The following is a 12997-nucleotide window of genomic DNA, read 5'->3' as shown; positions in this document are numbered from 1 at the left end:
GGCCATGAAAGAAGATATGATCTTATTACGTGAAATTGAGCGTTACCTGGAAGGGGAAATGAACGAACAGGAAAAAACTGCTTTCGATGAATTACGCCATACTAACCCACTGATCAACAAACAGGTAGAAGAACATCAGTTGTTCCTTCAACACCTGGGTAACTATGGACAACGACAGGCTTTACAGGCCCAAATGGACAAAATCCACCAGCAGCTGGATCTGCCTACTCTCCGCAAACAGGCGCAGGAAGGCAACCAAACCGCAAAAAGATTATCCATCCGTCGCAAAACCATTACCAACCTCGCTGCAGCTGCCTGTATCGCGCTGGTAACTTCCCTGACTACCATTGCTATTTTACAGAATGTAGCCAAAAACAAATCTACCGCGCAATATGAGGATGTAAGAAGGGTACTGAATAATATTCAACGCTCACAGAACGCACTCATTAATGATATCAACAAAAAAAGTAAAGCGCCGACAAATCCAGGCACCTACGGTGGAACTGGTTTCGCAGTATCCGGCAACGGTTATATTGTTACCAACTACCATGTAGTAGCCGGTGCAGACTCCGTATACGTACAAAATAATAAAGGTGAAGCTTTTAAGGCCGTCAGCATATTTGAAGATATTTCCAGCGATCTGGCAATATTAAAAATTGCTGATTCTACCTTTAAAAGTCAACCCCTGCCCTACACTTTAAAACCACAAAGTGTAAAACTTGGCGAAGAAGTATTTACCATGGGCTTCCCCCGCGATGAAATTGTTTATGGCAAAGGTTACATCAGCGCCAAAACAGGATTCAACGGCGACACTACCGCTTACCAGGTATCTATACCTGTAAACCCTGGCAACAGCGGCGCGCCGCTGCTGGACAGCAAAGGAGATGTAGTAGGTATCGTTACCGGCAAACAAACAACTTCAGATGGAATTGCTTTTGCAGTAAAATCAGCCCACCTGAAACACCTGCTGGATGAAATGCCGAAAGATAAACAAACCAGGAGAGAATGGAGCCACAAGAGCCATCTGGATGGCCTGAACAGAGTAGACCAGATTAAAAAACTGGAAGACTTTGTGTATATGGTGAAAGTCTATAATTGAAACGGGTATTGTCTTACCCAGGATTAGACTGATTATACTGATTACCCCGATTTTATTTTTTGATTTTGATAGATTATAAAAGATTAGCGAAGATCGAAGCATGTATTATCACTGCTTTAATCTTCGCTAATCTTTTTATAATCAAAAAATAAAATCGGGGTAATCAGTATAATCAGTCTAATCCTGGGTAAGACAGTACCTTTTATTTTTTATTCATCCATACCTTGTACCTATCTGTAATCCAATACAGCAGATCGTTGTAAGCTAATGTGCGCATGGTGCCATAATCCGGGTAATTATCACGCATAAATAATTGCAGGGAATCACCTCTGAGGCCAGTTACTTTATTTACCAGCAGTGGCGTAAAGCGGGAGTCGATGAACTTCTCTCTTTCCATCTGCTCATAATTCTTCTTAAACTGCCGCTTTTGCTTTTCCTTTTTTGAAAAACGCGTGATAGGGCTTAATACAATACCTGCGCCTTCAGGTGTGCTTCCACCAGCCAGTTGTGTATTTGGCTTATCAAGGATATAACCGTATTGCTGGCGTCTTTCTATGGAATCGATTTGATATGGAGAATACTGAGAAGTGATTTCTACTCCTTTCAGGAACTTACCTGCTGCTATCATGATAACATTCAGGGTTTGTGTACCTGTTGTTTGCGTTACTGTAATGGTGTCTGGCTGATAGCCTACAAAAGTAAAAGCGATCCGGTCGTTACGGGAAGCGGCTATCTTATAATATCCACCCTGATCTGATAACGAGCGTTTACCTGTACTGAGATTGCTGACTGTTGCATAAGGCAACACCAGCCTGTTGCTGTCAGATATCATCCCTGTAACTATTACCTGTGCTTTTAACAGCTGTGTGGATACCATACTGAAAATACAGCCCAATGCTATGATGCGTACTAAAACCTTCATATACTATTTAATAATTTTAACTGCTTGGATCCCTTCCTCTACTTTACAAACATATCAGTATGGACATTGTTCATATCACTAACGCAGTACAAATTAAAGAAAATGTGCCGGTGTTAAAAAAACAAAAATCCTTCTGCCCGTAGACAGAAGGATTTTTATATTAAGCTAATTTCAGGGAACCGGAAGTATTATAAGGTAACCTGTATACGGGTATCAAAAGTCTTGCTTTCACCAGCGGCCAGCTGAACCAGTCCAAGCCCGTTGTTAAAGGCATTAGGAGCACCACTCAGGTTCTCTACTGCAATACTGTTGCGGTGTGGTGGAATATATATTTGCAGTATCGGATAGTTATTGCCGGGATAGAAAGTTATGTTGATATTTTTCTTCGGATCGTGGAGTGTGGCTAATGGCTGTGGGTTGGTAAAGTCCAGCACAAAGGAATTGTCCAGCTCTACACCCGCCAGTTTTTTGCCGGATATAAATTCGGTGTAAGGCAATACTTTTCCTGTAGGAATCAGCTTTGCATCAAACTCTACTATTTCCTTTGAGGCAAAAGTGAGCACCAGCTCATCTACCGGTGTACCGGTACTGAAGTAAGGATGCCAGCCATCCATCAGCGGAATAGTGGCTGCGCTGTGGTTTACAATGATAGTGCTTACCTGCAGCTCATTGTTGGCACGCAAAGTATAGGTCGCTATACAATCGTATGTAAAAGGATAACCGGTATCTTCCTTTTTAAAGCTGTAGGACAAGGTTACAGTTGCCTGCTGCTCATCTGCCTGCTGTGCTGTGATACTAAAAGCGGCATCGTATAACAAGCCATGGATGGCGTTTCCCGGAGCAATCGTTTTTTGGATGTTGTAGGTTTGTCCTTCCCAAATATACTGCGCATCCTTAATGCGGCATGCGTAAGGACTCAACTTTACACTTTTGAAACTGATGCGGAGATTTTCCTCCAGGTCCTGCAAACTTTTATAACCATCTATCAGGTTCAGTGTTTCCTGATGATGCTTTACTTTAAAAGCGTGCAGCATTGCGCCGTGAGAGGGGATAATTTCTACCTGGGTGCCTGTTTGCTGATCTGTGAGCGCAATGATATCAAATCCTGCCTCGTGAAAAGAGTGTATGCCAAATTTCATTGTTCAATGTTTTGTATTGCAGCTAAAAATAGAAAAATTCAGCGAAAGAAGAAGGCCTTCGGCCTTTGTCTTTTCTTTAACAGGATTAGACTGATTAAGATGATTACCCTGATTTTATTTTTTCTTATATAGATTCAAAACCTATTTCAATAGTCTTACTGAAATAATATTTGTGTACCTTTTAAGGGGAGACAAAATCAGGAAAATCATCTTAATCAGTATAATCCTGGGAAAGACAAAGGCCGGAGGCCTTCAGTAATATATTAGATACTTGCGTTAATCAGGTTTTCCAGCCATTCCTGTCTGCCACTGATTTGTTTAGGTTCTCCGTTTGCTGCTGCAAAATTGCGGAGATCTTCCAGTGTAAGCTTGCCTGCTTCAAATTCCTGGCCTTTGCCGGCGTTGAAGGAAGCATAACGATCATGACGGAATTTTTTATACGGAGTTTGTGTAAGTACCTTTTCAGCAATGACCGCTGCTCTTGCAAACGTATCGATACCACCGATATGTGCGTGGAAGATATCTTCCAGGTCAGTAGAGTTACGACGTGTTTTAGCATCGAAGTTTACGCCACCGCCTGCAAATCCGCCAGCCTCGAGAATCACGAGCATGCTTTCTACCAGGTCATTGAGGTTTGTCGGGAACTGATCGGTATCCCAACCATTTTGGGCATCGCCGCGATTGGCGTCCATGCTGCCCAGCATACCCGCATCTACAGCAACCTGTAATTCATGCTGGAAGGTATGTCCGGCAAGTGTTGCGTGGTTTACTTCGATGTTGAGTTTAAAATCTTTATCCAAGCCAAAGTGACGAAGGAATCCGATCACCGTAGCACTATCAAAATCGTATTGATGTTTGGTTGGTTCACAAGGTTTAGGTTCAATGAAGAACGTTCCCTTGAAACCCTGTGCACGCGCGTAATCACGGGCCATAGTGAGGAAACGGGCCAGGTGTTCCTGTTCACGTTTCATGTCTGTATTCAGCAGGGTCATATAACCTTCGCGACCACCCCAGAATACATAGTTTTCTCCACCCAGCGCAATAGTAGCATCCAGTGAATTTTTCACCTGTGCACCGGCATATGCCAGTACTGCAAAATCAGGATTGGTAGATGCTCCATTCATGTAGCGGGGATTGCTGAAAACATTGGCAGTACCCCATAACAGCTTTACGCCGCTGACCTGTTGCTTTTGTTTGGCATATGCTACAATCTGTTGCATACGGCTCTCGTATTCTGCCAGGTTTGCACCTTCATCCACCAGGTCGATATCGTGAAAACAATAATACGGAAGACCCATTTTGGTGATGAACTCAAAGGCTGCGTCCATCTTATCTTTAGCGCTCTGGTTAGCATCTGCGGAAGCCAGCCATGGAAATTTTTTAGTACCCGGACCAAAAGGATCGCCACCGGTGCCGCAGAATGTATGCCAGTAGGATACTGCGAAGCGGAACAGCTCCTTCATGGATTTACCGGCAATGATGCGGTTTTCATCATACCACTTATAAGCAAGCGGATTATCAGATTGCGCGCCTTCGAATTGTATTTTACCAATACCTTTAAAATACTCGTTGTTTCCTAATGTAATACTCATAACAAATTGTGGATTTAAAATGTCGTATATATGTTTCCGTTAGTGCAAGAGAGAACGTAATCCACTCAGCCAGTTGCCATATACATCGCGGTACCGGGATTGGAGTGCAGCATCCGGTTCTATTACAGCAATACATTCCATACCGCGGAATGCATCTGCCAGACCTACATAACCAGCACCTACAGCCGCTCCACGGGCAGCGCCCTGGGCGCCATCTGTGTTGTATAATTCTATAACTACATTGGCGGTATTGGCAAATGCTTCCCGGAATAAAGGGCTCAGGAACATATTAGCATGACCAGCTCTTACACGATGAATGTTCAGATCCATTTCCGCCATAATATCCATTCCGTAGTTGAGCCCGAATACAATGCCCTCCTGTACAGCCCGCAACAGGTGCGTGCGATGGTGGCGATTGAAATTCAGGTTATTAAAGGTAGCTCCTATATTTTTATTTTCGAAGATGCGCTCTGCTCCGTTGCCGAAAGGGAATGCCTGTAAGCCTGCAGCTCCAATAGGCGCCTGTTGTGCCAGGGTATTCATTTCCGGGTAAGTGATATCGCCCATCATATTTTTGAGCCAGCTGTTCGCAATACCGGTACCATTCAGGCACATGAGCACACCGTTCCTAGTGCGTGCGTCTTCATTATTCACATGTACAAAAGTATTTATGCGGCTTTGCGGATCAAATGCATTTTTATCATGCACAGCATATACTACGCCTGATGTACCTGCTGTAGTAGCGGCTTCGCCGGGCTGCAGCACATTTAAAGAAAATGCATTGTTAGGCTGATCACCCGCACGATAGGTAACTGGTGTACCTGCCGCCAGTTGCAGCGTAGCTGCGGCTTCCGCAGTTAATTGCCCCTGTACACCAAAAGTAGGTACAATAGCAGATAACAGGTTTTCGTCTATATTATAATGTTTCAGTAATGCTTTGGACACGCTGCTCTCTTCGAAATCCCAGAAGGTACCTTCCGAAAGACCGGATATTGTTGTACACGCATCGCCGGTTAATTTCATGGCAATGAAATCGCCGGGCAACATCACTTTATGGATACGTTCGTAGATATGTGGTTCATTCTCCTGTATCCAGCGCAGCTTTGAGGCCGTAAAGTTACCAGGGGAGTTCAGCAGATGTGATAAACAGTATTTATCTCCCAAAGTTTTAAAAGCTGCATTACCGGTATCTACCGCGCGACTGTCGCACCAGATTATAGCGGGACGTAACACCTGCTGATGTTTATCTACACACACCAACCCATGCATCTGGTAAGCAATACCAATACCTTTTATTTGTGTGGGATCAACTGTAAATCGATTTAGCAAAATTCCTGTGGCATGAACCACTTCCTGCCACCAGCTCTCCGGATCCTGTTCTGCCCAGCTTGGATGAGGCACCTCAATCACCATTTCTTTGTCGGGGCTCGTAGCGGTAGCTACACAAACACCGGTATCGGCATTGAGCAATGCTGCCTTAATGGAAGAGGACCCAATATCGTATCCTATAAAGTACATAACGTGAAAAGTTATTGATAATAAGTTATTACTTATCCATTTTGTTACTTAGATATCTTACTCAATAAACATCTTTTTATTAAGTAAGATATCTAACTAAAAAATCTTTTTACTACCAGAATACAGTGTATAAAGCAATGAGGATACCTATGATCAGCAATGCCCCAACCGTAAAGCCAGTACTGGGTTTGAACATGCTGCTGTCGATAGCCAGTCCTTTGGGATTGTTTACGCTCTTCTTATCTAACAAGGTGATGATCACCATACCAATTACACACAAGAGGAATACAATGCCCATACGGTCAATGAAAGCCATTTCCCATAAGCCAGTATCGGGGTTCAATGCGGAAAAACCAAACTCGTGTAATGGATGCAGGTCTATCCCTGCCGGTATAAATTTCAGGAAGAAAGAAAAGAACAAACCACCTATCATCGCAAACATAGCTGCGCTGGAGGTAGTACGTTTCCAGAAAAATCCGAGGGTAAACATGGCAAATACACCTGGTGATACGAAGCCGGTATATTCCTGAATAAACTGGAAGCCACCTTTTTTATCGATTCCGAGGAAGTTGGAGATCACAATGGCGATGATCATGGTGATTACAACCACAATACGACCTACGCTTACGATCTTCTTCTCATCAGCTTCTTTATTATATATCTTCTTATAAATATCCAGCGAAAATATAGTAGAAATACTATTGGCTTTACCCGCCAGAGAAGCCACTACCGCAGCTGTTAAGGCAGCAAATGCCAATCCTTTCAGACCAACAGGCAAAAGGTTCAACAATACCGGATAAGCATTATCCGCATTCACTGCACCACCCTTCATCATAGATTGCGCAAAGTCGCCATGATTTTGCGTGTACAATACATAAGCAGCAATACCAGGTAATACAACAATCACCGGCATCAACAATTTCAGGAAACCGGCAAAAAGCAAACCACTGCGGGCTGTTTTCAGATCAGCACCCAGTGCACGTTGCGTAATATACTGGTTACATCCCCAATAGTTCAGGTTCACAATCCACATACCACCAATCAATACCGCCAATCCGGGCAGATCCAGGTATTTTGGATTTTCCTTCTGAATGATCATATGGAAATGATCGCTGGCATGTTTTGTTAACAGGGAGAACCCTTTCAATACACCTGTCTGGCCAAAGTGCTCAGATACCAGCTGCAATGCGAGGTAAGTAGTAGCCAAACCACCGAGGATCAGGAAAAATACCTGTATTACATCGGTGTAGCCGATCACCTTCATACCTCCTAAAGTAATCAAGATGGCAAAGAAGGCCAGCATCACCATACATACATAGAAGTTGATACCGGAAATAGTAGATACCGCCAATGCCCCGAGGTAAAGAATAGAGGTAAGGTTTACCACCACATACAATAACAGCCAGAACACAGCCATGATGGTACTTACCGTTTGATTATACCTTCGCTCCAGAAACTGGGGCATGGTATAGATCTTATTTTTCAGGTAAATGGGCAGGAAAAATACCGCTACTACAATCAGTGTGGCCGCAGCCATCCACTCATAGGTAGAAATAGCCAACCCGATACTAAAGCCGCTTCCAGACATCCCGATAAACTGTTCCGCAGAAATATTGGAAGCAATAAGAGATGCACCAATAGCCCACCAGGTAAGGGAACCCTCCGCCAGGAAAAAGTCTTTTGAATCTGTGGTCGCCTTCTTCTTCCGGCGATAAATGTAGTATCCGTAGCCGGCCACTATTACAAAATATACCAGGAAGACCAGGTAATCAAAAATGTGTAAGGATTTTGTTTGCATAACGTTCAAACGTGGTTATAAAAAAATTTGCGGATCAATATACTGAATAAATGTAAAAATTACGCTTACAAATACTATTTTAACGTGGAAAAGTAAAACCGCGACAAGTGCCGCGGTTTTAGCAGATCAAAACTATAAATTTTAATCACTTATCATAGCGCATTAACAAAAAAAGAAACATTTGATACCATTTACTTACACAAAAGATACCTGCCCTTTCGTTTAAAGCTGTTTCTCCACGCTCATTTCCACTCCTTTAGCCGGTTGAATGGCCACTGATTTTCCTTTATACGTTACCGTTACCTTTTCACCAGTCAGTGATTTGATAGTGGCTTTGGTCAATTGATTATTCTCCCAGGCCATACTTACTTCAAATCCGCCTCTTGCGCGGATACCTTTAATTTCACCGCGGCTCCAGGCTGCCGGCAGCGCAGGCAGTAATTCAATGGTATTGTCCCCGCTCTGCATGAGCGCTTCCGTGATGCCGGCAGCGCTGCCAAAGTTACCATCTATCTGGAATGGAGGATGATCATCGAATAAATTTGAATTGATAGATTTTTTAAAGAGTGCCTGTACATTTTCATATACCTTTTCTCCGTCCTTCAAACGTGCATAAAAATTGATGATCCAGGCGCGGCTCCAGCCGGTATGTCCGCCGCCATGTGCCAGGCGGTACTCCAACGATTTACGGGCGCCTGCAAATAATTCCGGTGTAGATGCGTTGATCTGTGAACCAGGATATAAGCTGAACAGGTGCGACATATGCCGGTGACCGGGTTCCTCTTCGTCATATTCTTTGATCCATTCCAGGATGCGGCCATCTTTACCCACGCGCGTAGGCGGCAATTGCGCCATCACCTGCTGCATGCTGTCTGCAAAAGCAATATCCTTTTTTAATATATGCGCAGCCGTTATATACCGTTGCAGAAACTCCCGGATAATCTGGTTATCCATGGTAGGTGCATAGGTGAGCGACGCGCCCTTCCCGGTTGCCGGATCTTTATAGGAATTTTCCGGGGAGTAAGCCGGCGCTGTTACCAGGTAGCCTTCCGGGCTCTTTACCAGGAAGTCCTTAATAAACAAGGCATGTTCGTGCATTATCGGATAGGCCGTGTTGGCCAGGTAGTTCTTATCCCGTGTGAAATCATAATGATCCCATATGTGCATGCACATCCAGGCGGTAGCCATAGGAAAAGTGCCGTAATACATCTCGTTCTGCAATCCTGTTTTACCAAAGGCATCTGTGGCATGATGCATGACCCAACCTCTGGCACCGTACATTTTACGGGCAGTGATACGTCCCTGTTCCCGGATATGATCCATAAAAGCTATTAATGGCGCAGTGGTTTCAGACAGATTCCCTTCTTCTGCCTGCCAGTAGTTCATTTGCAGATTGATGTTGGTATGGAAGTCGGCATCCCAGGGCGCATCGATATGATTATTCCAGATCCCCTGCAGGTTAGCCGGCAGTACACCGGGTTTGCGGGAACTACCTAACAGCAGGTAGCGGCCGTATTGAAATAACAATACCGTGAGATGTGCGTCGTACTGCCCATTTTTTACTGCGTTAAGCCTTTCATCGGTAGGTTTATCAACCGTAGTATCTGCGAGCGAAAACGCTACCCGGTTCATGAAGGAACTATGATCTTTAATATGTTCCTGCTTCAGCTGGTCATAACCTATACGGCTATACTTTTTTATGGCTGTCTGCAATTTCTGCACTGGGTCAGCTTTTTCATCCAGCGAGAGATGGCTGAAATCATAGTTGGTAGCGCCATCAATCAACAGCACTATTTCATCAGCCCCGGTTACTACCAGGCTATCCCCTTTGGCCAGCAGGCTTCCGCCCTGTTGCCGCACGGTTACTACGCCGGCAAATTTCATATGCCTGCCTTCCGGACCACGGTCCTCTCCTTCATTCTTATCTATGATCTGTCCTTGTAGCAATAGTTTATTTCCTTCCCATACGCCGGATTTGCAATCCTTGTAAAGGGTGGCAGCGTTTTTAGTATCCGGGCGATCCAGGTAGAGCGTGGTTTGTAACCCATGAGGCTTACCCGACTTTATCCTTACCACTATTACATTTCCGGGCGCGGTAGCAAATACCTCCTGCGTATAGGTGTTATTATTGGCTGTAAACTGACTGCCAGCAATACCTGTAGTAAGATCCAGTTCCCGCCTGTAGGCACTCACCGTTTTCTTACCATAAAGAATATGCAGGTTCATCAGCGTTTGATAAGATCGGAAGTGGCCTAATAACTTCGTGGCATTTTCCCCATCAACCGCGATCATATTTGGCGATGCCAGATCCTGCGCTGCAGCGGGTTTACCGGCAAACAACAGGCTTCTAACGGAATCGAGCACACGCAAACTGTTGGGATTGGCATCATTATACTTCACACCACCCCAGAGCGTTTGTTCATTTACCTGGATTGTTTCTGCTTCCGGATGGCCATATACCATAGCTCCCAGACGACCATTACCTACAGGCAAGGCTTCCATCCATTTAGTGGCGGGTTGCTTATACCATAATTTTAAAGGCTGTTGTTGCGCATTAGCTGCATAAGCAGTGAGCATAAACAGGAAAAAAGGCAATCTGTATTTCATAACGTGGAGATGAATGATAAATATAATAAACCGGCTTGTCGATTACAAGTGTAATAGAATATAGTATCAGGAAAGGTTACAAAAACATTCTGTAACGATCGGTTGTTTGGTGATAATAATGAAGAAGACCACTCTCCCTTTCTATAGGCCCTTGTTTATAGCCAGCCTGGTGCTGTTGCTGCTATGCAGCTCCAAACTCAGCGCCCAGTCGACCGATACCCTGTATTTCAGCAGCGGGCTAACGTTATCCGGAGAGCTGGATCAAATAAAAGAGGGAATGATCTCTTTTTCATCAGATGACCTGAATGACCAGGAAATAGAACGCTACAAAATAAGTACCCTCACCGCCAGCAGCTACACTTACCGGATAGAAACCATTCGTAAAATGGTTTATTACGGCACATTGGGAAAAGCCGATAGCGGTATGGTGAAAATACAAACAGCGAAAGATACCCTGCTCATTCAATTGCAGGAACTCTCGCAGGTTGCTTCTTATGATACCGGTTTTTTTAATAACCTGTCTGGTACACTGGCCCTGGGATATGTATTCACCAAATCTGCACAGCTGGGTGTATTAAATACTTACAATGACCTTACTTATTTTGATGGTACATTCGGAGCAGAATTAAGCGTGACGGGCATTACAGGGTTTACCCAAGGCGGCACCAAACGGATCAGGGAATATGTATGGTTCACACCGGGCTACTACATCACGCCTTCCTGGCAGGCCGTGGGCTTGTTTAGTTATCAGCGCAACCAGGAACTGGGTACTGCCAAACGGTTTGTGGAAGGAGCCGGAATCAGCAACACGTTACTTGTGCGCAGTAATATGACTGCCAGTATTATCGGTGGATTGGTGACTAACCAGGAAAGCGCCTTCCAGGGCAGGTTACGAACGGGTATACTGGAAGCTCCGCTCATCTTAAAATATGATTTGTTTTTACTGAATGATAATAATTTCAGATTACAGCTGGTACAGGGTGTTTTCTTCGGGCTAAACGAGGGCGGGCGAATTCGGGGAGAAGGCTTAGTGAGGGCTGCTTACGACATCATTGATTCGTTCAGCATCAACCTGGTGTTTTACAATAGTTATGATAGCCGCCCGCCGCTTAATTTTTTCACCAAATTTGATTACAGCTTTGTATTTGGTGTTGGTTATAGCTTTTAGCTGTGAACTGCCATAATCGCCAGTTTTTCTCCGATCATTGAGCCAATAGCTACGCCCATGCCCCCCATGCGCACACCCAGGATAATATTTTTTGTATGGCTGCGTACAATAGGTTGTTTGGTTTTGCCAAAGGCCATGATGCCGGTCCACCTGTCGGCAACAATAACTGCCTTTCCCGGCAGAATAAGCGTATGCAGCAATACTTCCAGCTCATGCTGTATCCGGTCGTTAAAATGAAAATCGGTGGATGTTTCACCTGCAAAGTCCAGCTGCCGGCCGCCACCCAGCAATACGCAGCCATTCAGTTCCCGGAAATAATAATATCCTTCTTCCAGGTGAAAAATGCCTTTGAACGGTAAATCCTTTACCGGCGCGGTTATCAGCACCTGGCCGCGACCAGGGATAACATCCTCTTCCGGCAACAGCTGTCGCGTAAATGCATTGGTGCAGATCATTACTTTGCTGGCGGTGAAAACAATTTCTTCTTTCAGTGTATGATTAGGTACTATAACGTTGACGCCTGTATGAAAATCATCTACCCGGCTTACCTGGCACCCCGTCTTGATTTCCACGCCCTTTGCAATAGCAAGGTCTATCAGGGCGCGCATCATTTTACCGGTATGTAATTCCCCTTCGAAATTATTCCGGATAATGGCTTTTACATATTTCTTTTCAAAACCGAAGTCGTTTATTTTTTCATTCGTAATGGTAAATGCTGGCAGGTTATTAAAAAGGAAGCCCATCATTTTATTGATTTCCTCCAGCTGCTGCAATGCCCATTCCTGCCTGGTTCCTATTAATTCATAGCTGCCGTTTTCCTGGTATCCGATGTTATCATCTCCCAAACGCCGGCGGAGCAAATGTAATCCGGCTGAGCGCATGGCTACCAGGTTGAGCACCGTTTCGGTAGGCATGCTTTGTAAATCGGAGAGTATTTCCGTGAGACTGCCGATACAGGCGAAGCCGGCATTTTTAGTGCTGGCGCCGGTTGGCAGCACTTCTCTTTCGAGTACCATTACCCGGCTTTGCGGGGCCTTTTCTTTTACACTGATAGCAGCGGATAAACCAACAATACCGCTACCAATCACGATGTAATCGTAGTGCAACAAACTTTGTTTTTCCCAATAGCTAAGCATGAAAACAATTTATTGATT

General features: G+C 44.5%; 9 protein-coding genes. 2 read left to right on the top strand and 7 right to left on the bottom strand.

Translation table 11 applies throughout. From position 1 onward, the window contains the following. Positions 1-4: 4 nt before the first annotated feature. The gene (locus CLV51_RS11140) at positions 5-1099 is read left to right on the top strand and encodes a S1C family serine protease (protein ID WP_106528108.1); all 1095 of its coding nucleotides are present in this window, start codon (positions 5-7) and stop codon (positions 1097-1099) included. A 202-nt stretch (positions 1100-1301) separates the two neighbouring features. Here CLV51_RS11140 and CLV51_RS11135 read toward each other — a convergent pair whose 3' ends face one another. The 6 genes from CLV51_RS11135 to CLV51_RS11110 all read right to left on the bottom strand — a co-directional run bounded on the left by CLV51_RS11135 (position 1302) and on the right by CLV51_RS11110 (position 10675). Beyond that, positions 1302-2021 carry a carboxypeptidase-like regulatory domain-containing protein gene (locus tag CLV51_RS11135; protein WP_106528107.1) on the bottom strand — a complete coding sequence of 240 codons (720 nt, stop codon included), beginning with the start codon at positions 2019-2021 and terminating at the stop codon, positions 1302-1304. Between the two features lie 188 nt (positions 2022-2209). Then, positions 2210-3160, bottom strand: a complete 951-nt coding sequence (locus CLV51_RS11130) for an aldose 1-epimerase (protein WP_106528106.1) — start codon at positions 3158-3160, stop codon at positions 2210-2212. A gap of 263 nt (positions 3161-3423) precedes the next feature. Continuing rightward, complete coding sequence (xylA, locus tag CLV51_RS11125) at positions 3424-4752, bottom strand: xylose isomerase (protein ID WP_106528105.1); 1329 nt, start codon at positions 4750-4752, stop codon at positions 3424-3426. A 39-nt stretch (positions 4753-4791) separates the two neighbouring features. Next, the gene (locus CLV51_RS11120; protein WP_106528104.1) at positions 4792-6270 is read right to left on the bottom strand and encodes a xylulokinase; all 1479 of its coding nucleotides are present in this window, start codon (positions 6268-6270) and stop codon (positions 4792-4794) included. A 112-nt stretch (positions 6271-6382) separates the two neighbouring features. Next, on the bottom strand, positions 6383-8068 hold the full coding sequence (locus tag CLV51_RS11115) for a sodium/sugar symporter (RefSeq protein ID WP_106528103.1): 1686 nt from the start codon (positions 8066-8068) through the stop codon (positions 6383-6385). Between the two features lie 222 nt (positions 8069-8290). Next, positions 8291-10675: a glycoside hydrolase family 95 protein gene (locus CLV51_RS11110; RefSeq protein WP_106528102.1), complete on the bottom strand. Its 2385-nt coding sequence runs from the start codon at positions 10673-10675 to the stop codon at positions 8291-8293. Positions 10676-10793: 118 nt separating this feature from the next. On the opposite strand from CLV51_RS11110, the gene CLV51_RS11105 reads away from it, so the two are divergent. Then, entirely contained in the window at positions 10794-11843 is a 1050-nt protein-coding gene (locus CLV51_RS11105) for a DUF481 domain-containing protein (RefSeq protein ID WP_106528101.1), read from the top strand. Here the strand turns inward: CLV51_RS11105 and CLV51_RS11100 are convergent. Then, entirely contained in the window at positions 11840-12979 is a 1140-nt protein-coding gene (locus CLV51_RS11100) for an NAD(P)/FAD-dependent oxidoreductase (protein ID WP_106528100.1), read from the bottom strand. The genes CLV51_RS11105 and CLV51_RS11100 overlap by 4 nt on opposite strands. Between the last annotated feature and the right edge of the window lie 18 nt (positions 12980-12997).

This window comes from Chitinophaga niastensis, from assembly GCF_003014755.1.
In the GTDB taxonomy this organism is placed as follows: domain Bacteria; phylum Bacteroidota; class Bacteroidia; order Chitinophagales; family Chitinophagaceae; genus Chitinophaga; species Chitinophaga niastensis.
Note: the sequence above shows the minus strand (reverse complement) of the source record. Positions and strands in the feature narration are given on the sequence as shown.